Origin of the sequence: Candidatus Nitrospira allomarina, from assembly GCF_032050975.1 — a bacterium.
Taxonomy (GTDB): domain Bacteria; phylum Nitrospirota; class Nitrospiria; order Nitrospirales; family UBA8639; genus Nitrospira_E; species Nitrospira_E allomarina.
The window spans coordinates 498,979-522,576 of sequence record NZ_CP116967.1; the positions used below are offsets into that span (position 1 = coordinate 498,979).

Annotated in this window: 12 protein-coding genes; 2 read left to right on the forward strand and 10 right to left on the reverse strand. The window is 50.5% G+C overall.

The features are described 5' to 3' along the window. Positions 1 to 47 precede the first annotated feature (47 nt). Positions 48 to 1,856: a ShlB/FhaC/HecB family hemolysin secretion/activation protein gene (locus PP769_RS02160; protein ID WP_312644629.1), complete on the forward strand. Its 1,809-nt coding sequence runs from the start codon at positions 48 to 50 to the stop codon at positions 1,854 to 1,856. A 97-nt stretch (positions 1,857 to 1,953) separates the two neighbouring features. Here the strand turns inward: PP769_RS02160 and PP769_RS02165 are convergent, their stop codons facing one another. Then, the gene (locus PP769_RS02165; protein WP_312644631.1) at positions 1,954 to 2,634 is read right to left on the reverse strand and encodes an OmpA family protein; all 681 of its coding nucleotides are present in this window, start codon (positions 2,632 to 2,634) and stop codon (positions 1,954 to 1,956) included. A 525-nt stretch (positions 2,635 to 3,159) separates the two neighbouring features. Then, a complete protein-coding gene (locus tag PP769_RS02170) occupies positions 3,160 to 4,011 on the reverse strand; it encodes a DUF928 domain-containing protein (protein ID WP_312644633.1) in 852 nt (283 codons plus the stop codon). 475 nt (positions 4,012 to 4,486) lie between these two features. Here PP769_RS02170 and PP769_RS02175 point away from each other — a divergent pair, with 475 nt between their 5' ends. Further along, positions 4,487 to 6,811, forward strand: coding sequence for a CHAT domain-containing protein (locus PP769_RS02175; protein WP_312644635.1), 2,325 nt, complete (start codon positions 4,487 to 4,489; stop codon positions 6,809 to 6,811). Positions 6,812 to 8,652: 1,841 nt separating this feature from the next. Here PP769_RS02175 and PP769_RS02180 read toward each other — a convergent pair. The 8 genes from PP769_RS02180 to PP769_RS02215 all read right to left on the reverse strand — a co-directional run bounded on the left by PP769_RS02180 (position 8,653) and on the right by PP769_RS02215 (position 23,592). Next, positions 8,653 to 11,706: a two-partner secretion domain-containing protein gene (locus tag PP769_RS02180; protein WP_312644638.1), complete on the reverse strand. Its 3,054-nt coding sequence runs from the start codon at positions 11,704 to 11,706 to the stop codon at positions 8,653 to 8,655. 212 nt (positions 11,707 to 11,918) lie between these two features. Further along, entirely contained in the window at positions 11,919 to 12,089 is a 171-nt protein-coding gene (locus PP769_RS02185; protein ID WP_312644640.1) for a hypothetical protein, read from the reverse strand. Positions 12,090 to 12,426: 337 nt separating this feature from the next. After that, positions 12,427 to 12,921: a hypothetical protein gene (locus PP769_RS02190; RefSeq protein ID WP_312644642.1), complete on the reverse strand. Its 495-nt coding sequence runs from the start codon at positions 12,919 to 12,921 to the stop codon at positions 12,427 to 12,429. A 375-nt stretch (positions 12,922 to 13,296) separates the two neighbouring features. Beyond that, on the reverse strand, positions 13,297 to 15,048 hold the full coding sequence (locus PP769_RS02195) for a di-heme oxidoredictase family protein (protein WP_312644644.1): 1,752 nt from the start codon (positions 15,046 to 15,048) through the stop codon (positions 13,297 to 13,299). Between the two features lie 661 nt (positions 15,049 to 15,709). Further along, positions 15,710 to 17,275: a sigma-54-dependent Fis family transcriptional regulator gene (locus tag PP769_RS02200; protein ID WP_312644647.1), complete on the reverse strand. Its 1,566-nt coding sequence runs from the start codon at positions 17,273 to 17,275 to the stop codon at positions 15,710 to 15,712. Between the two features lie 171 nt (positions 17,276 to 17,446). Further along, a complete protein-coding gene (locus PP769_RS02205; protein ID WP_312644649.1) occupies positions 17,447 to 19,417 on the reverse strand; it encodes a CHASE2 domain-containing protein in 1,971 nt (656 codons plus the stop codon). Positions 19,418 to 19,575: 158 nt separating this feature from the next. Beyond that, complete coding sequence (locus PP769_RS02210) at positions 19,576 to 20,856, reverse strand: GAF domain-containing sensor histidine kinase (protein ID WP_312644651.1); 1,281 nt, start codon at positions 20,854 to 20,856, stop codon at positions 19,576 to 19,578. Between the two features lie 375 nt (positions 20,857 to 21,231). Next, positions 21,232 to 23,592 carry a CHASE2 domain-containing protein gene (locus PP769_RS02215; protein ID WP_312644654.1) on the reverse strand — a complete coding sequence of 787 codons (2,361 nt, stop codon included), beginning with the start codon at positions 23,590 to 23,592 and terminating at the stop codon, positions 21,232 to 21,234. Positions 23,593 to 23,598: the final 6 nt, after the last annotated feature.

The window sequence follows — 23,598 nt, forward strand, 5'->3', positions numbered from 1 at the left end:
ATAAAAAAACCCTTACAGCAGACAACCTCTTCTACTGAATGCCATTCATGGCAGCGAGGAATGCGTTGTTTGGTTCAAGGTTCCCTTCCCATTCTTCCGTCCAACGGATTATCCGGGTCGCTGATATTGGAAAAAAACTGCCTGTTTTCCTCATCCTATCTCTACATTTTTTTTCGGGAATAGGACAAAACAATCAACTCTTCGCACAGGTCCAGCCAGGCTTTGATCCCACCGGACGGTTCGGCGAACCCCCGCCTCTAGAGAAAAAAACCGAGCCTCTGACACCAAAGACTGCTCCCGATATCACACTGCCTCCAGTGGAAACCATTCCTGAAATGAAAGGGGCCCCTCCTCAAATTCGGGTTATGATCCGGAAGATTCGAGTTGAGGGGAGCACCGTCTTTTCAGCGGAAGAACTAGCCAAAGTCACAGCTCCTTACGAAAACAGGGAGTTGTCCACCAATGATCTGGAGGAACTGCGCCGGGCCTTAACGTTGCTCTATGTCAATAAAGGATATGTGAACTCTGGGGCGGTAATCCCGGATCAAACCCTACAAGACGGAGTCGTCACCATTCAGATTATTGAGGGAAAACTGACGGACATCCAAATCGAAGGCACCAAATATTTCCTCCCCTTTTATTTTGAAGACCGGATTGCCTTGAGCAGCGGACCACCGCTCAACATCAATCCGTTAAAAGAAAAGCTCCAACTCCTCCTTCAAGACCCCCGTACGGAACGGTTAAACACGGAGCTGAAACCAGGACTGAAACCAGGCGAAGGGGTCCTCCATGTGCAAGTCGAGGAAGCTTCCCCCTTCAATGCGTGGATAGAATTCAACAACTTTCAATCACCAACGGTTGGCGAGTCGCGGGGTCTCGGAAATATCGCTGTGCAGAACCCGTTCGGATTGGGGGATGCCTTTCGCTTTACCTATGGCCAATCCAAGGGATTGCAGCCTCTTATCGAAGCCAACTACATCATCCCGCTCACGGCACGAGATACCACCCTGGAACTGAATTTCCGGTTCAATGACTTTCACGTCGTCACAAAACCATTCGATGATCTGGACATCAGAACCAAGTCCCAAATATACAAAATCGCCTTGCGTCAACCCGTCTATCGCACACTCAATGACGAAATTGCCCTCTCCCTCATCGGAGAACACCTGGAAAATCAGAGTTTCCTGGGTGGAACGGGGTTCTCCTTCCAGCGCGGCGCAACCAACAACGGCAAGGCTATCGTGTCAGCCCTCCGGTTCGGGCAGGAATGGATTCACAGGGAATCCAATCAAGTCCTCGCGGTTCGATCCCGGTTCAGTGTGGGATTAGACGTACTGGATGCCACCAACAATAAACAAACCTCTGATGATCCGGACGGGGAATTTTTTGTCTGGTTAGGCCAGGTCCAATATGTCCGACGCGTAGATCCTCTCGGCATCGAATTTCTCGGCGGCCTGACCTTGCAGATTGCCAACGACAGCTTATTCGCACTGGAACAATTTGCCGTCGGCGGCCGGTACAGCGTCCGGGGGTACTGGGAAAATTATCTGGTGCGGGATAATGCATTTCTGTTTAACGTAGAGTCACGAATCCCGATGTTTCCCAGCTTTTTTGGTCCGAAGGTGGCGGTGGCACTGGCTCCCTTCATAGATGTGGGACGGTCATGGGAGGCCAAACGCAATACGCCCGATCCGCAGACTCTGGCCAGTATTGGCACAGGAATCCGATTCTCCTTCTTCAATCGGGCACATGCCAGTCTATATTGGGGGCAACAGTTGAATCACGTGGAGGATCCTCCTGGCGGAGGCGTTCAGGATCAGGGAGTGCATTGGGAATTTGTCCTGGATATTTTGTAGCCCTTCTGAATAGAAAGGCGTTCACGAGGCAGCCGGTTGTTCGGATCAGCACCAGGCTTTTTCGTTCAATGAAAAAAAAGCGATAGATACCACGCTATCAGCGGAAGGAAGTGATGACAGGGGACGCGAGTTGAATGCGTTGCAAATAAGGCGGGCGCTTCAAATATCCAGTTGCTCGTTCCGAATCCGTTCCGGCGACCAGACGTAATCGCGCCAGACAACCCCGTTGAAAACGGTCCACAGCCAGGATAGAAAATATTCGTTCCGCGCGAAGGTTATCTTCCTGGCATCGTTCACTCCCGCTTTGACAGGAAAAAGGAGTTTGGCCAAAATTCACCGGATGAATTCGCCCGGAGGGAACCCCCAACTGCACCAAGAACTCCGCAAGGGATCTTAGATGATAGTCGGCCCTGGCGAGGTTATAGGCAGACGGGCCTCGCGAATCACAATATCCTTCAATCCGTAATCCCCACTGATCTTCCTGTTTCAGAAGCGCGACTGTTTCGTGGAGGAAATCTTCGACACCACCCTGAATGGAAGTCCGGACATCATCAAAGTACACGTCGGCAAAAACAGGGTCCTGGTACCTGTCTTCGACCGATCGCCCTAAACCCCGACCCTTCCCAAAAAACGGGGCCGGTATAGAGACCCTCAACGCATCATAAATTTCTTCGTCCACGTCTACCTGAACACTCAAAAAGAGAGGAGCATTGTCCAGGGTATTCGCGAGTGATTCCTGAACAGACCATATCGTTCCCAACAGAAGGGACCATGCCAATAAACACCTGGGGATTCTATTCAGATGGAAGAGAAACATGGCAGCATGAACGAACAAGAACCCGTTTGAGACCTCCTCGAGAAAACGCCTCAGGATTGGGGTGGTTTGGGCTATAACCCTTTGAAGTCCGTATCGGCCCGACAGAATGAAACTTAATTCGGATGAAAGAAGCGAGGTATCGCCATTCAGTGCTAGCTCAACATGGAAAATCCGGAGCTAAAATGAGGTGTGAGGTCCAGCCTGAGGAGTGCGTGAACTGTTGTCGGATAACAGTCGAGCGGGAAACAACGGACGGAAATAAAAAAAAACCTGCCCCCGCCACAACGGCGGGGACAGGTTCCATAACTGCGGGTGCAATGAAAAGGGGAAAATGAACCTGCTCCCCTAGGACAAAAAGCGCAGGTTCAATAACACACGGGCATCACGGACTGGGGGAAATTTCCGGTCCTGGCAACACCCGCCCAGACAAGACCTTCGTGGACTTGCCCATCCACACCTCCAATTCCCATTTTCAAACAGCCACAGTCATAATCCATGCTCGCGATCAACCTGCGCCGGCGTATCCAAATCAACCTCTTCAAGCAATGACGCCCGCACATGATGCATCTCGGCATCGGAAGGATGAGACTGAATATAAGTGGAAATCACGCCTATGGCGTCATACCAAAATCCGGCTTGTCCCCATAGCTTCGTCGCTTCAACCGGATTGGCGTTCTTCAAATCCTCGGTCAGCGAGGCCGGGACCTCACCCACCTTAATCATTCCTCCGCCGATAATATCCGCTGATCGATGCTCGGGATCAGAGACCAGAGACACAAACCATTGATAGGTTTTCCCTTTTTCCAGTTTCAGATCGTAATCAGCCAAATGAATAATGTGAATCCCGGATTCAATGGGAGAGGAAAGCGGCTTCTCAATAATCGGGGTCACCCCTAATTCGTCAATAAGGGTAAATTCCAAAGGGTAGTTTGTCGCCTTTGATAAATACCACACCAATTGTGGCTGCACCTCACTCGCCAATCCCACGTGATCCGGAGCCAGGGCCAAGAGTAACGGAAGATCCGTCATAGGACCTCTGGTGCCTCCACCAACCCGTCCTCCCGGAGCCCCTCGTTGTGGAGGTTGGTACAACGCTCCCTCCCGTGATGAAGCCGCCTGCTTGTCAGTTTTGTCATCCGATATTTGGACAACCGGACTGTCACCAGAAAGGAGTGTCTCCTCCAAAAACCCTGGTTCAATGGCTATAGACGCGACGTCCTTCATATGAGTGTGGGTTGCCTGATCTGGGAATTCCGCTCCTCCCGTGGCCTGAACACTAAGACCAAGGGTCACGGCTATTACCGCCACCCACCTGCATCGTGTCATCATCTGGCTCATTATGGTCCTCCTCTCTTCGTCCGGACCGTCCTCCCGGTACATTTTCACGGAAGACGTTCTCGGATCTGCTCACACCTGGAATACAGATATTTAAAAGGCAAGCTTCGTTCCACAACCCAAATTTTCCCCACTTGGAGACAATCATTTCGAACCACGCGCTATTGCTATAGATTTCATGCATACCCTCTCTCACATGGTCTTTCCGTCTAAAGGTGTTTGGATATCTCACCTGTCTACTTGGTGTATTGTGTGTCTACTTTGAGAACAATTTCAAGAGAAAGGGGTTCACCCTCACAAGCTGACGACCGTAGACCTTCATAAGAAAAACTCGCTTTCCTCTTCCAGATTCACAATCGGATCCAGGAGAACCCTCAACCCCCCCCCCGTTTCGGAAACCCTTGCTTTGACCTTATTGACGGCAATTCCTAGAATGGGACTGTTGAATGCATAGATGACTTCAGAGAAAGGGTCGGCAATGTCCCGAACTCGCGGGTTTCCCAACTTTTCTCGTTATGGTCTTGGAGTGTGGTTCTTCCTTCTGGGAGTCGGCGGGATAGGGATGACGAGTACCGTTGCGGCGGAACTGTCCTCTCAAGATTTGTTAGCGGAAGGAACCCGGCAGTATCAGCAGGGCCAGTTGGAACAGGCAGCCCGGTCCTGGACTCAAGCCGCCCAGATCTATGAAAAGTCCGGAGATCATCCCAATCACATTCAAGCGCTCATTTATCTCTCGAGAGCCCTGCTCGATTTGGGCCAATACCAACGGGCCCAACAACTCCTTCGCACAGCCGTCCAATCAGCACAGGAGACCACCCAGCTCCGCCTGATGGCCCAGGCCCTCAGCCAATTGGGAACCCTGCATCTCAATGTGGGAGAGTTGGATTCGGCACTTGAGATCCTGCAACAGGGGCTGAAGGTCTCCAGGGAAATCGAAGATCGACCGCTCATGGCTACCATCCTCAATGATCTGGGCAATGCACATGCGGTTCGCCGGAACGAGACAGAAGCCCTTGCGGCTTATACAGAATCCAGCATTCTTGCTGATTCACTAGATTTGCAACCTCTTTCCATTCGAGCCATGATTAATGCGGCCCTGGTGGAAATCAGGCAGCAGTCCGCACAAAATGGGAAAATCCATTTGCAACAGGCATTGGAGAAAACACGAACACTTCCTGACTCACACGAAAAAATCCAAAACCTGCTCACCATCGGAATGGGATTGAGAGACCTCAGCCATCAGCTCACAGAGGAGCATGCCACGGTATTCACCCAAGCCGCTGAGTCCTTTCGGGAAGCCATAGGCAGCGCGAAAGCAATTGGAGACTGGAAAAATGAATCATATGGGTGGGGATTTTTAGGAGAATTGTACGAAGAAGGGGGCCGCCATGAGGAAGCCCTCCAACTCACGCAACTGGCGATTCGGACGAGTCAAAAGGGCCAGGCCCCGGAAGCCCTCTATCGCTGGGAATGGAACACGGGCCGGCACCTCAAAAATCTGGGTCGGACGGACGAGGCCATTGCAGCCTACCAGCGAGCGATCGATACACTCCAACCCATTCGTCAGCAACTGTCTGTCGGGCTCCCCCAGAACCCGGCATCGTTTCGAGATTCGCTGGGAGCCTTATTTTTTGAAACCGCTGCTCTCTTACTCCAGCAAGCTGATGAAGTGACAGATGCCACAAGAAAAGAAGGGCTCCTGTTCCACACCCGGGATACCATTGAAGCATTCAAGGCCGCAGAGCTCCAGGATTACTTCAAAGACGATTGCGTGGAAGCGAACAGGGGGAGAATCCAAGCCATCGATAAAGTATCCGATACCACGGCGATTATTTATCCCATTCTCTTCCCTGACCGGATGGCCCTCCTGATAAGCCTTGGAGGAACAATGAAAAAAATCACCGTTCCGGTTCAAAAACGTGACCTGACAGAAAAAATTCACCTGTTCCGGACCCTATTGGAAAAACGGACCACTCATCAATATTTACCCCATGCGCAGGCCCTGTATGACCTGCTTATCCGGCCGCTTGAACCGTATCTGAGTGAATTCGGGATCCAAACGCTCGTCTTCGTCCCGGATGGACCATTGCGAACCATTCCCATGGGACCCCTCCATGACGGAGAAAAATTCCTCATTCAAAAATATGCCATCGCGACGACTCCGGGATTGACGCTCACCGATGCCCATCCCCTGAACCGGGAGCAGGTCAATCTGTTGTCGATTGGACTGTCCGAAGGCGTTCAGGGATTTTCACCCCTCCCCAATACACAACAGGAGGTGAGGGAACTTCAAGATCTCTTTGGCGGAAAGACTCTCTTAAACGAAGAATTCCGCATTCCCAATCTTGAACAGGATATGAAAGAGGAAAACTTTACGATTATTCATATCGCCTCACATGGAAAATTTGCGAAGGAGCCCGAGAATTCTTTCATCCTCACGTATGACAAAAAACTGAGCATGGATCATCTCCGAGAACTTATCGGGTTATTTCAATTCCGCAAGGTCCCCCTGGATCTCTTAACATTGAGCGCCTGTGAAACGGCAGCCGGAGACGATCAGTCCGCTTTGGGACTGGCCGGAGTAGCCGTGAAAGCGGGGGCGCGAAGCGCCTTGGCCACCTTATGGTTTATCAATGACCAGGCATCCTCAATCCTGATTAATGAGTTTTACATCCGGCTCAAAGAATCTTCGCTTTCCAAAGCCCAGGCCCTTCGTGAAGCCCAAACGGGCCTTCTCGCTCATCCCATCTATCGGCATCCCAGTTATTGGGCACCGTTTCTCCTGATCAACAACTGGCTCTAGTTTTTCATCTCCAAGACTGATCTCTGGACGGGGCAAGTCGTTTCTTTGGCTTTGCGTCGAAAGCCGCCTTTCTCAAAAATCACGCCGTCACAACCAGCCCTCATTGCCAGATCCTGCTTCGACCCGTTCCGATACACGCGCTATCTTCCGCTCCTGTCCGCTTTAACGCCTAGATTCCCTTCCCGGTCACCTCTGGCGGTTCCCATATTCCGGTCAAGCCAAACTGCTGACTTATGGAGCCTTAATGAGGACAGCCGTTAACAAGGTGACTACGCCGTGACCACTTAGACAAACACGATTGAATAGGAAACCCCTAATTTTCGTGGGATTATTGGCTCGCAAGTTATTCATTTTAAACATGAATTTCTCGCCACAATGAAATGATCTGCAAACGGCACCATGGTTGCTTTAATAAGAAGTAACAACATCAATGAAACAGCAACACTGAGGAGACTTTCCTCTCAGTTGGAAGAGGTTTCTATCATGCAACTTTACGAGCTTTACCAAAACATCGTCATCGGAACATCGATAACATGTGTAATCGGTCTGGCGGTTGCATGGGTCTTTTTCCTATCAAATCGAGGCAAATAACAAGGAAAAACGTCGATTTCACCCTTCAGCCATTCAATGTACAAGCCATAATCCGTTGGGCCCTCATCAAATTGTCGTTCTGAGTAAAACGAAGAATTTGTGCCTTGGCCATCCGGACTTTGGTCTAGCCAAATGTTTCCCGCAGCTCAGCATGATAACTCCGTTGAGGCTGTCTCCCCCACGATCTTCTGGTCATCCTAAGACGTTCAATGAACCCCATCAGGATTCATCTGTTCACAAAAATGAGCGCTGCAGAATGTAGAACCCTATATTCTGTATGATCACGATCATCTCCGTCCTCCTCCGTCATCACCTTCGGCCTGTCGGTGGAACCATCCGTATGCTAAAGAGCTCCTGATACAAGCGTTTCGCACCTTTCGCGACGCATTCTTTTCCTTCGCTCAATCAGAGAGGAACGGAAGTTGACAGAATGACAACCTTTTATTGAGGGAAAAAAATAGGATTAAATGCCGATTTCGCGGTTTGTATGGCTATTTCTTTCATAAACCACTGGATTCATTCATGACATCCGTACAGCATGGCTCTCGCGCCAAAACGGCATCACGGTTGCTTTAAAGAGAAGTAACCAGAACGATCATCAGAAAATCAATTTGAGACTCCTTCTAACGGTTATTCGGTTTCTATCATGCAAATCTATGAGCTTTATCAACTTATCTCCCTCGGAATCTCGATAAGCTGCGTGATCGGACTGGCAGTCGCATGGGTGTTATTTCTGTGGAATCCGAACGAATGACAATGGTCTGCATGACAACTTTCTCCTCTTTCCCTCACTCCCTTCCCTCTTCGTCATCCCCGCCGGTCCTTAGCGAAATCCATACGACCCGAACCAAGAGGGGGCTGTTGAAAAAAGCCGCCAGCGGCGTTCTCGCCATTTTCCCGTGCTCACGTGCTGGAAGTACGCTCTGCGCGCAAAACAAAAGTGGTGCCCTTCGGGACACGGCAGGAATTTGCGGCCTTGCTGGACGAACCCTTCGAAAGGCTCAGGGCATGCTTTTTGGAACCGCCCCGAGGTCTCTGATATCCAACGTGCCTGTGGATCAATATGCCTTTGGAAATTAGTATTATTCAACATCCCCAAGAGAGATGTCCGGCAACAACTGCCGGACATGACAAGGTTTAAGAATCATGGCTGTGCAAAAACACCCAGGACGATGTCGGGAAATTCTTTAGAAATTAATTCAGACGAGTGGAGTTAAACAGGAGGGAAATTCTGAAGTCCCACATAGAATTCAAGGACAGGCCGAAAGCATTCCATCTTCATGCTGAAACAGCACGGGAGGAGAATAGGCGGCCAACTGGATAGAGGGAGTTGAATCTTGGCCAGAATCCACGGAGCGCGTACCGGTATCACCCAACGCGCCCGCAGGGTATGGACTCACTTGGGGGAGAAACGGGCTGGCTAAGAATGTGCCGGGCGTGGGGGCCACACTGTCGGACTTGGAATCCACAAAGGTACTAAAGTGGCCGCCCTCTCCCGCCACACAGCGAGCCGCATAGAGCGTGGCCACATTCACCGGCTGATCAGGCAGCGGCACGATCGTGCCGCTGAGGACTTGAATGGGCGACTCAATATTTACCGTGCCACTGATCCCCCTTTCAGAGGTGACCTCCAGTGTACTCTGCGCATCCACCAACACACCCTTGCTCGCGATTAACGTAATATTTCCACCCTGACCGTCAACGGCCTTAGCCAAAATATGGCTATTCTGAAGAATGATGAAATCCGGATCTAACTCGATATTACCCGCCACGGTCCTGGCATCCCCCTTGACCGTGCTTTCAATGGTACTGTCAACCAGTTGAATCGTGTCGTTGGCGGTGAGCTTGATCTCGCCGCCTGAAGCTTGGGTCGCCTCTGTGGTCACGGTGGCCTTGTCGATCAGAATCGTGTCATGGCCGGTAATATCAATATTTCCGGCATCGCCCTGACCGCTGCTACTCGCCGAGACCCTGGCTCCATTACTCAGAGTGAAATTCTGGTTAGCCACCAACGATATGGTGCCACCAGCCCCCGCGCCGGGATCCGTCCCGGTGGTCCCGCTGAAGATGCCGCTACGAGTTTGGCCATCGCTGCTCACCCCGGAGATCGTCGTATTGTCGGTCAGAGTATTAATGGTTCCACCAGCGCCCTGGGCTGACGTGCTGGCCTCAATCCTCCCCCCCGAGGTGATGGTGAGCTGCTTTGCTGTTAACGTGGTGCTCCCTGCCGACCCAGTGCCCTGAGCATCGGTGAAAATTCCAGAACCCGCACCATCGATGACGATCGAATCGGCAGCACTGGCCAACCCTTGGATACTGACCGTTCCTCCCGCGCCAGAAGGAATGATTGGAATTTGGGGTATTGTATTGATCGTGCTGCTGCTTCTCAGTTGACCACCATCCGTCACCTGAAGATTGTTCGTCAAAATATTCAGTATACCGGCATCACCGGAATCCACGGTTTCAGTGGATAAAAAACTGTTGCCTGTGATGAGAATATCAGAAGCCGTGATGTTCAAATCAGAGGAACGGGCCGACCCCCGAGTAGTTGTCTGAACGCGAGAGAGAATGGGTATACTTCCGCCATCAGGCAGATTGATGCTGCCACTACTCAAAATTAAGCTCCCGGAGAGGTCCAGTTTTATGGCCCCTGGCACAACCGAAAAAATATTATCGATTGCGATGCGAGCCCCACGCATAATTAGGTTGTTCGCTGTAAGTTGAATCCCGCCATTGCCTTCAATTCCTTCCGTCCCTTGAATGAAGGTAAAAACGTCCGCTGGAGGTCCAGTCATCACGATATTGCCTTGAGACGCATTTACATCAATGGATCCCACGATTCCCCCGCCAAACGATTGCGAAGAAACCAATGAACCCGATATGGAGATATTGCCCGCCGTGCTCGTCAGTTCGATATTTCCCGCGTTTCCTAAGCCAGCCGACGAAGGTGAGGCGGAAAATGAACCGGAAAATCCACCGATAGAACTACCCAGGAGGTCAAGATTTCCAGAGGTTCTGACACTAATACTGCCCGAGTTGCCTTCACCCGATGTATTGGCTTGGATCTGGACATCGCTGCCGGCTCTAAAATCATTCATTAGGAAGGAATTCGCTTCCAACAGAATATCTCCGCTTGGTCCTCCTCTACTACCATCCGCGACATTCGACCGAATACCTGTAAAGGGCGGCGGATCGGGAGGATTAAGGGGATCGAAAGGCTCAGAAGGATCAGGAGGAACAAAGTCCTGGGGTCCCAAAATTTCTATGCGGTCAGCCTTCACATGGATACCACCAGATCCAATCCCCGGAGCAGCGTTTTCAGACACGTTCGTTTGGAGACTGGCCCCGTTCTGGATCACGACATCTCGGCTCACTTGGATATCAATGCCTTCTCCAGGCTGGCCAACCGACGGGCCCGCGGTGGGACCGATGATATTGGCAGAGATAGTGGAATTGTCCACCACAAGACGGCCGCCTCGAATTACCACGGTGCCGCCGCCCTTACCGCTGGCATTGATGACAGATTTCTCCGAAATGTGAATCGTGCCCATCGCCTCAAAGGATTGCCCATTAACATTGGGGGCCTGAGCCAACGTTTCCGACAGAATTTCCCCAGGGGAACCGACGCTGGCCAGATGAATCCGGCCATCTGGCGCTTTAAGGCCGCTGCCAATTGTTATGTCTCCTCCAACTAGTGAAAGAGTTTGTCCTTCCACGACTGATAATGTGCTCCCATTTACCGAAACCGTTCCTGGATTGTTACCCAAAAATCCAAATGCGGTTACCGGAGCTACACTCAACAGAGCATCCTGGGCACCGGGTAGGGCAGTAAATTGCACATCGTCGGTAAGCCGCAAATAGTCAGCCGTGGTGAAATGGGAGGCTCCACCCACATTCAAGGAAGCATTCGGCCCAAAGACAATTCCGGCCGGATTCATAAGAAAGAAGTTGGCCTTCCCAAACCCCTCGGTCTGAATTGCCCCAAGAATGTTAGAAGTATTACCGCCGGTGACCCGGCTCAGAATGTTGGAGGTAGGAAGTCCCGAATCGTTCAGGAAGTTGGCAATATTGTTGGCAGGAACACCAAACTCTCCGAAGCTATGAAATAGGTTTCCACCACCTCCCGGTCTGGTTCCACCGGTGATATTGTGCTGGACGGCTCCTCCTGGAAGGTCCACCGGAACACTCACCTGTGTATTGAGTCCTGATGACGTGATAGGGGGAGCAAGTTGAGCTTGACCGACTGTAGAGAAGGAGCGGCAGACAAGATATGCGGTCAGGAGCGGAAGCACGACATATCTCATGCGACCTGAGCAATTAGCGTACATGACCCCTTTTTCCTTCCTACCTAATTTCCGGTTTACATCTATAGGACCTCAAATGAAGCTAGGAGAATCCTTTACAACGCCGTCCCTGAGAATAAAATTTGATTCTAAAGGCGGTTACTATAGCGAATCGAGCCGGAAAAAATCATGTCCGGCTCGATTAGGGTATACGTCCCGGTATTTACTTGTCTTTAGTCCGTTAACGCAAAGGCAATGTTATTTTGCAAATAATTGTCTTCCATCGCAGAGCACCCAAATCTCAGATCTTTCCCGATATTCCCCAGCAGCTTCAGAGCAATGACCTCGCGTCCATTTTTTCGACGAATGTCTGAGAGAACTCTCTCAGTATAGGAAGTTAGCATAGATTCCGGAACTCCCTTTATGTTTAAAACCGTTTCGGAATCTCTGCCTGAAGGCTCTAGCTTAACGGTTTTCACATCGGCATTAGGAACAGGCGCTACGCAGTTCATACAATGATTTGTACCAGGACAATGGCAATCGGTGCGATATATGCACCAACTTTGGCTTCCACAACCACAGCAATACTTATAGGCATAGACCTCCCCGGAGAGGATTACGAGTTGGCAACTCAGAAGCAGGCAGAATAGAAATAATTTCTGAACGAATATCCCCTTGTACATCACAATACCTCCATGACATAAGGAATAATTATTAAAATTCTAGTAAGTTTTATAAAGATTATGGCGTAGCCTGCTTGCGAAGCTCGGCCAAATGTTTCTTCAATTCTTCTTCACTATTTAATACTCGATCTAGCAAAACATAGTAGTCTTTGGAGCTTTTACTTGGCGGGGCAACCAAAAGAAGAATTGCACCTTGCTTTACCTCGTCTTTGTCTTTTTCCCTTATTGGAAAATAGTTTGGGACTCGCCTGGCATAATCCTTATAGCTAACAATTTGTCCCATCATTTCCAACTCATCCTGCCTATCATCCAGCACAGCCTGGGGAAGTAGCCCTTTTAAATAGAGTTTTCCATCTATTTCCACCGTTTCAACATCTTCCAACGCGTACCTACAAAACCCACTTGGCGGGTCGACAGGAGAACGCGGACATGAGTGTTGATACACCACCCTGCCGTCTCCATCTTGCCCAACCACAGGGTGTCCTTGTAATGAACTACATCCAGCCATAAGCATGAAGATTGATAAGAGAAAAAGAAATTTGGTAATGCGCATGAAGCCTCTCCTTTCGATTCTGCTGTTTATAAAAACTACCCGGAATTATTGGTCCGCACGCATTTTTGCTCCCCACATTTGGAATGAAGGACATTGCTAATGGTATCGCAGTGTCTCCCGGATCAATGCTTCCCTTTTTCTCCCACTAACACAACCAGCAATAGCAATGCCGCAATTGATTACAAAATTCAATGAATCTCGAATAGTTATTGCAACCTTTCAATTTTGAACAGGTTTATTTTTTAAGGGCTAATTCTGTAGTAATGGATGGTCTTATCATGGAAAGTCCAGGACAACGTATCCGATCAGATACGTTTGTTATCCGATCGGATACGAATTGTTTCCCTGTGGGGTTTCGAGCTACGTTTTCACGCCTCACGGCTTACTTAGCGGTAACCGTAAACTGCTCAGAAAAGACCGTAAGGCCAGTCGATCATTGTTGGATAAAGCTTTAAATTTCTCCACGGAGGCGTTGGCCTCGCTACCAGAACCTTCATGCATCACTATCGCCTCGGTCAGCGTCAATGCCCGCCCGTCGTGCATCCAAGGGCCCGTATCCGCCACTCCCCACAAAGGCCGAGTCAAAAATTGGTTGCCCGGCACTTGGTGGTCTTCCCCGCCATCCGTCTGTTGGGGAAAAGACTCGGCTAAATTGTCACCCATCACATGTCGTTTTAAATCGCTATAAAGCGGAACCGAAACCCTCCCATTGCTATTTGCGGGAAGGCGCGGAAGCGTGTCCGGCGGACCGCTTTCATCATTGAGGTCACGCGTAAAACCCTTGAGCTTGTTTTTCAATTCCTCCGCCACCATTATGTCCAATTTCTCGGGCTCGACGCTGGACGTGAGTTGCCGGAGTTGGGCTTTCGCTTGTTTCTTGATTACATACTTTTCCAAAACCGGCGCCATGGTCCCATGAGGTACGGTCAAAGTCGGTTGCCCTTGCTTGTGGGGAGGCGTGGAAGGAAGCGTGAATGAAAGTTCATTCTTCAGAGCTCCCTGGAGGGCCTGATCGGTTTGGGGATCACGAATGATTACAAAAGGGCTTTCCATTTCCAGCGTGGGACGGTGACAGGTGGCACAATCCGCTTCTCCAAACACTTCTCTGCCACGATTCACCCGAACCGGGTTTAAACCTTTGTGAGATTCAATTGGGGGTCGTAAGAAAGCCAGGAAAGTTGCGACCGCGGTAATTTCTCCTACATCAATTTCATTTACCTCCCCATCTTGGTCATCGATTAAAACCCCAGCTGTCATGAGTTCCGTGGGTTGAATGCTGAAATGAAAATTCATCGCCCCGGTGATGAAATTTCTGAGATTACTCGTGAGCCCTTTCCATTGGAAGGGGCGAACAATCAAATCTTCATTGATGCCCACGATGGAGCTGCTGGCCGTATCGATAGACCCATCAGCATTGACCACAATTTTTCCAAACGAAACCCCCTTTGCCATCAGAGCGACCGGTACCCCGGGATTCTGTTTGGCGGCGTTTTCACGTATCTCCTGTAATGCCCAAGTCATCTCTTCCGCCAATTGTTGGGTATACCCCGCACCAAACGCATGGGGAGGATTTCGGACAAATCCGGTAGTGGCCTTATCAGGATCACAATCACTCACCCCTGCCTTACAGGCAAAATTGGTGAAATTAAACGCATTGGATGCGAACCCCGCCCCACCCCCCGTTATGCCGAGTTCTTTGACAAATCGAAATTGATGGTCCTCTCTGGTATCGCCGGACGTAAATCCAATGGCCAAGTGGCACTCTAAACAGGATTGGGAATCCAGACCATTAAATCGTAGGAAAGGATAGCCCGGTCGATCGTTTATTGCATATTTACTTTGTCGGGGTCCTCCCGCTCCTTCTCCAAAATAGTCCTCCGTGGTAAACCGGTTGGAGAATATATGCTTACCCGCAAAAAACAGATCGGCAAATGAAACAGCTCCGGCATTGATCTTATTCTGGGTGAACCGGACGTCATCAATTAAATTGCGCTGATCCGCCAAATTAGGCTGATCCCCTTCGACTGGATTGGCATGCCTGGCTGGATCGAATTGACAACCAATCAGCCCCATGAAAACCACGCCATTTAAAATGGCAAGGATTCCAAATTTTCTTTTCCTATCCATAATTCCCCCTTTTGTGTAAATACCATGACTCGCATGAGGAACTACTACGATCGCAATTGAGTGGGTAAAGACAATGGTTTATTTATGAAAACTGCAAATTCCATTCTTTTTTTGTCACTCCTAGAAAATGGCCGAATGTTTCACCCTTTGCCGTCTTCCGTAGCTACTTCTCAAGTATCATCAACTCAAAACAAAGAGACAAACTTGGATTTTGATGTGCCGCCTATGTATCTGAATAGATACAGGGTGTATTGGACTTGCCTATTGAGGGGCGCTTCGGATGTATCCGTATAATCAGTGGACGACTAGGATAAAGAGGGAACCGGGGATATAGATAAGAAGAGTGGGCTGACAGGAAGGAAGAAGAGCGGCAATGATGCCGGTCGTCATATGAGAGACGTTATATTTGAATGTTATGACGTTTGATTTTTTTATGAGTCCCTGGCGGCTTAAGCCCAACCGTTTGGCCGTTTGGACCTGATTCGCATTGCTCTTCTCCTAATGGTAATCAATTACATCCACATCATCCGCCTGACCATTTACAGACTGGAAAATGATCCGCCAGATTTCTGAAAACCACACAACCAAAAAACGCGCCAAATCGCCTTTAGGAGTTGGAAGAGCCCGGTGTCTCGGTAAGGATTTTGGCCGGAAGGAGCCGTCAGGGGGATTCGTAGACTTCATCACGCAAGTTGTTGACCTGAATGTTATGACGTTTGATTTTTTTGATGAGTCCCTGCCGGCTTAAGCCCAACCGTTTGGCCGTTTGGACCTGATTGAACCGGCAGGCCAACAAGGTCTCCTTGATCATACGCTGCTCCAATTCATCGACGGCTTGATGAAGACTCCGGCCTTTCGAATCTATGGTGCCTCCGGTCGTTTGAACAGGGCATCGGATGCCTTCTTCGAGCGCATCCTCGTTTATCGTGGTTCCACGGACCATGACCATTAGCCGTTTGATTTCATTCTCTAATTGCCGGATATTTCCCGGCCAGGAATATTCCATGAATCGCTGCATGGCCTTGGCGGACAGTTTTTTCCTGGGTCGATCCATCTGCGAGCTGTAGAGGTCCAGAAAATAATTGACGAGCAGGGGGATATCTGCCGGGATCTCCCGTAAGGCCGGCGTATGCACATGAACGACTTTGAGACGGTAATAGAGATCGTCTCGAAACATGCCGGCTTTAATAGCGGCATCTAAATTTTTATTAGTGGCCGCAATGATCCGGATATCGAGGGGAACGGACTCTCGCTTTCCCACCGGCTCGACGGCCCGCTCCTGCAGCACCCGTAATACTTTGGCCTGGGCGCTTACGCCCAGATCTCCGATTTCATCCAAAAACAGCGTGCCCTTGTTGGCCTGTTCAAATTTGCCTATTCTGGCCTCCACGTCGGTCGCCGTGCCTTTGCTGATGCCGAATAATTCACTTTCGATCAACGTTTCGGGGAGGGCGGCACAATTGATCGCGACAAACGGTTGACGGGCTCGAGGGCTATTGTAATGAATGGCTTTAGCCACCAATTCCTTTCCGGTTCCGTTTTCTCCGGTAATAAGCACATCCACTGAACTATCCCGGACCTGATCGATGATTCTGATCAGTCGCTGCATGGGCAGGCTGTTTCCCATCAGCTTTTTCGTGGAGTACTGTCCTTCGACCTCTTTCCACAAATGCGCGTTTTCCTGTTGCAACCGTTCGCGTTCCCGCCGCAATTGTTCCATGACATGGAATTTCTGAAGAGGGATGGCGATGCGATCAACCAACGCCTGAGCCACCATTTCATCCTGGGCGGTAAAATCCTTGCCCTTTTTATTCACGGCTTCAAAGACTCCAATGATGTCGCCGGTTCTGTCCCGAACCGGCAACGCCATCAGGGTCTGCGTTTGCCGCTTGATTTGTGCGTCGATGCCTGAAAAAAATCTTGAGTCCGATTGCACATCTTTGACATTAATCAACTCTCCGGACGCTACACAGGCGCCCGCAATTCCCAAGCGAGCATCCAGGCGCAGTAGCCGTCCACTTACCGGGAGAGGAAACCACAGCTCACATTCCTTCCGATCCAGAAGAAACACACTGATTCCCTCCGCCTGCAATAACCGGCGGGATTCTTTTTCAATGAGTTGTAACAAGGTTTGTAATTCCTGCTCCTGGTTGATCTGAAGCAGAAATGTTTCAGGGAGGTCTATACTCTTGTGAGAGATTTCCTCTTTTCCGGATCGACTCGCCATGGCGGTGTTCCTGAAAATTCCGTTGAGCCCACACCGCTGGACAGCGGGAAGCATCAACTGTACACATTATGACCAGGTGTGAATGGAGAAGGCAACTACCCGCCCAGCCTTCCCATTCTCTGTTCACTGAAAGAGACTATCCTCTTACCATTCAAAATCCCAGGCCAAGACCTATCCCCTAGCTTGTTCGATGGAAGTCACCGAACATGGTTCCAGACTGCCCGTCTTCGTGAACAACCGGTAAACGGAAATGCGCTTGGCTTTCCCCCTTAATGTGATCATGCCGACTTCTTTGAGTCTCCATGGATGGTCCCCGAGGTAATGTTTGGTGGTCTCACCAATAAGAATCCGGCAGACTTCATCTTTGGGCCAGGTCTCCAACGAGTCTTTTTGGAAACTTTCCAACCGAGAGGCAACATTCACGGAGTCTCCAATGGTTGTAAATTTCAATCGTTGTTCACTGCCCAGACTTCCGACGACCACCGGCCCCGTTTGAATGCCAATCCGCATCCGCACCTCGGGCAACCCCTGCTGCTGCCATTGAGTATTGAGATGTCGCATTTCCTGTTCCAAGGCCACGGCACAACTGACTGCATTGTTGACATCCTGCCGCTTGTCGGCTTCCATTTGCCCCAGCCGGAATACCCCGAAATCCGCTTTGATCATGTCTCCATGATAATCATCAACCATCCCGCCATGGTTGGTGATGATTTTCACCATGCGCTCCATGTAGGTGTTGAGCCAGTCCAGTACCGTGTCGGGTTCCATGTTTTCTGCCACAGTCGTGAACCCTTCCAGATCCGTAAACAATGTCGTCACCACCAATTTCTGTGGGCGTAACCGGCCCTTTTCCAAAAATTGTTCCCGCTTCTCCCAGACAGCCTGAGCCACTTCTGTAGAGACATGCCGGGAAAAAAGAGACATCAGGAGCGCCCGGTCCTGCTTTTCCTGATTCGAAAGCCAGGCTGTCACCACCATGGCATTAACGACCAATCCAATGACCGGCGGGATAAACGGGATCCACACCCCATACCTCATCCCGGTCACCACCACTCCGCTTAGCAGCAGCATCCCCATGAGCATAGCCAGAGAGAAACGCCAGGCACCTCGAACCCACACGCCGATGAATCCTCCCCCGAGCACCCAAAGCCCGATCCAGGCTGCTTCCAGGGAATCTGGGAATGTCGCAATGGGGGCCTGGCCCTCTCCCTTCGCTAAGCGGAGCAGTTGGTGCACCATATATCCATGCAGTTCAAGTCCGGGAATTGGGGGACACACCGTGAGTGTTCCGCATTGGGAGGTATAAAAATAATCTTTAACGCCCTGGGCGATAACCCCGACAAGCACGATGTGGTCCTGAAGCAGCTCCGGATTGAACGTTCCGGCCAGTATGTCTCCAAAAGAAATGGTCGGAAAGACGTTCTTCCCCCGTTCAAGATCCAGCAGATATTGATACCCCTGGGCATCGGCTTCCAAATACCCCCCATCATACGCTTCGAAAGGGCGAATGACCGTTTTCCCAAGTTGCAACCAATTAGAATTCTCAATGGCCGGCTTGGGGACGATCTTCTCCTGCTGTAAATATTGAAGGGCCAGCAGCAAAGAAAATGACCGATAGAAATTGGTCCCATCATCCAGGAATAAGAGACCACGGCGAACGATCCCGCCGGAATCAACGACCACATCGTTAAACCCGAGACGATCCGTGCCTTGCAATATGGCCGGACCGGGAATACCCCCCTTCTCAATTTTTCCGAATTTCATGACCATCAGAATTTCCGGATGCGCCTCAAGTATCCGGTCCAATTCCTGCCGACCGGGCGGCACTTCCAAGTCCCGGTACATATCCACTCCAATCGCTCGAGGGTAATGCGTCGCCATGACGTCCAGGGCCCGGGCAAGGACTGCATCCGTTACCGGCCAATGCCCTAATGTTCGAATATCCTGATCCGTAATCGACACCAGCGTGATCGGAGGGTTCGACTGTTTAGTGGTCGGACGAAGACGCATTGACCAATCGTAGGCATCCAGTTCCGCGCTTTCCAGAAAGCCTTCCCACCGAAGCCCCATAACACCCAGAAAAACCAGGAAAGTTATGACCCCGATTTGAAATGCTGGAGAACGAAGAGGTGAATGGCCCACGGAGATCCCCTAATACAGCTCAGGCACGATATGAATGAACCAGAAAACGGGAAGATATCTGGTGTGTTTTGTTGGTCACCACAAGCAAGTACATGCTGAGGATGATGCAATGAACGGGGAGAACTTTGTTCACGCTTCGTACCCGTTTTTCAAAAGATTTAAGAAGACACGTGATCCGAAGAAAACGTGGTCGCCACTTCCATAGGCAAATGAATATGAAAAACGGTGCCTCTATTCACTTCACTCTCGACCCCGATGACTCCCGAATGCGCTTCGATGACATCCTTGACAATTTTGGTTCCTAACCCGGTTCCACCCTGCTTCCGGCTTATCGCCCTAGTCGTGAATAACGTGTCTCGAATCTCAGCGGGCATGCCACGCCCGGTATCAATCACGGACACATGAACCGTCTTTCCCATAGCTTCCATTTTTCCCGTTATCGTGATAGACCCGCCTTTGGGAACTTCGGAAATGGCGTTATTGACAAGGTTATAAAAGGCATTAAACAGGCGGGATTCATCGGCTTGCATCACCGGCAAATCCAAAATTCCTTCATGAGCCAGAGAAATCCCTTTTTCTTGAGCGGCCAGTTTCAAGGTATCAAACACCGAAGCAATCACATGGTGAAGCTTACAAGGGGCAAAGCGTGGAGGGCTCGTCAATCCCTTCACGCAATCGGCAATTTCTTTCACGCGCTCTTGAATCCGCTTCGCGTTATTGGCCACCATCCCAATGACTTCCAGGCATAATTCATAGCTCGCCCGGCCTTTGTCAGGATCAAACGCTGGAAGATCGGCGAAGACGTCATTCATCTCATCCCTCAGGAGTGAGGTCCCACACATGACCGGCATCAGCATATTTTTTACGTCATGCCCAATGTCTCCCAGGATTCGGGCCACTTCCGCTAATTTGGCTTCCTGAAATAATCGCGCCTGCTCAATGGCCAGTGCCGTGAAGGCCCCGATGATCATTAAGATAGCCACGTCGTCCTGATTTAACCTGTCCTCCCGCTTGTTCATCACCTCCAGGACGCCTATCGGATGTCCTTCCCATCGGTTCAGGGGAATGGCAATCAAGTCCCTGGTATGGAATCCGCTCAGTTGATCGATTTTCTCAAGATGACGCTGATCCTCCTTCACATCTTTTATCACCACAGGTTCTCCTGTGGCGAAAACCGATCCCGCAATCCCTTGCGTCCACGGAAATGCCGTTCCGGGCTTGAGTGGCTGGTCACCAATTGAATGGTAAAACACCAATTCCTTCGTTTCCGGATTGGCCAACAACACGGAACCGGCCCGGCAGTTCACAACCTCCAAGGCTATCTTTAACCCCTGTTCCACCACATCTTCCACGCTGAGATGCTGAAAAAGCGCCTGGCTAATTCTCCGGGCCGCTTCCAGTTCCCGCTCTTTGCGATCCAATTGGTTCGAGGGATTCACATCCGGCTCCGGAATGATTTCAAGGTTGACCCGATTTTCACCATAGCCGTTCACATTTGGAGGGTTATTGGAAAAGGGTAGCAAAATTTGAATAAAAAAGCTTATTGGGCAGTAAAGGGATCACACAGAAGGACGCGGTGTGTACCTGGTTTCATTCGACCCTTCGCGGACTGGCTCCTGCGCTCGCGGAGTCTAAATCAATAAGGGTAAAGAATGCAGGCTCTCGACGTTGACCCTTGAAACAGATTGGTGTTGGATCAGTTTGCGTCTGCATAGGGTCTCAGATGACGTCAATCTTACCGATTTGGTGCAAGGGCCTGAATAGGAAAGTCTTGCCAGGCTTCTTACAATTCTCCGTACACAAGAATACAGGCATTAGATGCCATGCTTATCAAATGAATTTCTGGACCCAGGCCAACGATTCGATCCGGAAGAGTCATGAACATTGGCTTGAAGCACATCCGAGAATAGGTCAGGGTCATAGTTTTCTATGGTCACCACTTTATCCCAAGGTTCAGGAGGTGGATTTTTGCTGTACTGCTCACAGAGCTGAAGATAAAATTCCGAAGGTCCATCTCCCTCGATATGGTTAAGACACTGAGAAAACAAATCTCGTGCAACATTCCAATCCTGCGTTCTAAATGCCCCGAGACCTTTGGCAAAGATCCGACTCACTATCATTTGGTTTTGATCAGCCTCCTCCAGGCGACTGATGAGTTCGTGGAGGACAAACGGAGGCTCATGGCCTTTCAGCTTAAACTGTCCAAGCTCTCTAAAGAGAAAGGGTGCTTCAAGGCCATGGACGACATCACCCGTCACGGCAATTGTCGTTCCCATATATTTATTGCACCCTTTCACCCGGCAAGCCATATTCACGATCTCTCCGGCCGGGCGGTACTCAGCATAATCGACCGCCCTCTCCATGCCGATGGTAAACTGCCCGCTATGCAATCCGATCCTTGTGGGAAGACTGTATGGCCGTACCTCTTGGTTAAACCGATCAATCGATTTCGCAATATCCAAGGCTGCGAAGCACGCTTGCTTTCTCAGGCCCAGCTGATCCTGATTCGCTTTCCAGATCGCAAGAGTCGAATTTCCCCTCAAATCGACAATGAGCCCACCATGGTGGCGAACAGGCGTAAAGAGCGCGTTAAAGTATTTCCCGAGTAGCACGCGCAATTCCTGAGGATTCACTTTTTCCGATAGGGTCGTATAATTCGCGGCCTCGGTAAACAAACAGGTTCCATAGACGACCCGAGGACCCCCCTTGAGATCGGCAAGGTCGTGAGATAGCGCATCCACCACATCATTGGGCAGGTGGTCCCCAAAAACCTTGCGCATATTCTTCCGCTCCTTATCAATCTGGTAAGAGTTCCACGAAACAGCACTCCCGAAGGCCAATGGCCCCTGCACCAACAACGGAATTACGAGGGGAGACCACGTAAAGGCGTCCTGAAATGCATAGGCAGCCCCCACGAGATATAAGAGACTCAAGCCAAGGACTGCGCCGGCTGCCATTACCGTTGAAAGCATCCGGCAAACAACCCCCACAAGCAGGCCCCACGACAGGAGAAACAACACTTTGGCACGCAAGCTCATAGGTGTAACAGAAGAGTCCTCCAGCATGTTGGCAAAAACTGTGGCGGATATTTCCACGCCGCCAATATAAACCCCATTTCCCTGAAAAAACATCGGGTAAAAACGATCCTTCCTTACCCCTGGCAAAATATCGGTACGTCCCACAAAGACGACTTTGCCTTTCAGATCCGTTCGGGCGTCTCGGGTAGCGTCGGGCCGGGAATCCAGAACCTGATAATACGGAATGGTCGTAATGGTCCGTGAAGGTCCATAGAAATTGAGATAACGGCTTTGCGCGCTCCCGTAAACCTTGATCAGCGCCCTGAGCTGCTTGAAGTTCTTCGCTTTGGTTGGGCGGGGTCCCACATAGCTGAGGGCCCTGAGCATGTCTTCCGTTAGACGCGGATCGCTCTGAAAGAGTTTCCTGATATCCCGCACCAACTCCACCAGCCCTTTGCTTCTTCGTGCCGACTCAAAATCCTTGGGAAGTTGGCCGGTTACATTGGGGCGGACCTGCTCAAGGAGTTCAATAAACGGTTGATAGACGGGTGAAAAAAACAATTGGAGTGCCAGAATGGGAAAGATTGGGGCTTCGCCCGCTCCTTGTTGAAACATCCAATCCTGGTACACCTTAGCCGGCATACTTGAAAGCACAAACGGGCCGGTTCCGGCGGCCGCTTTCTTAAAGGCTGAAAATGGTTTGGAGATTTCCACGATGGTATCGGCATCATCCCGCGCCTCTACTATCATACCCGCGGGGACGTCCCCCGCGATCAGCGTTTCCGCCAACACGACATTCCCGGCTCGTTGAATAGCTTTTTCAAAATATCCATCCTCCTCCGGCGATCGGGCTTCTAGAAAATTCACGTCGAAGATTATGACCCTCGCTCCGGCTTGCGCCAGCCGCTCCGTTAGCCGTGCATACAGAGAGCGAGGCCATTCATCGGGATTGTTTGGGACGTTGAAGTACGCTGAAGAATCATGATCAATACGAATGACCACAACGTCAGTCGGTGGCGACCTGACACCCCGCAATTGGAACAAAAGGCCTAATCCAACATCTTCTTCTATACTGCGAGAAAGCGGGACAACACTGAGGACAACTCCAACGATACCAATGAGCAGACCAAACAAACCGGCCTTTATGAGTTTGGCCACGAATGC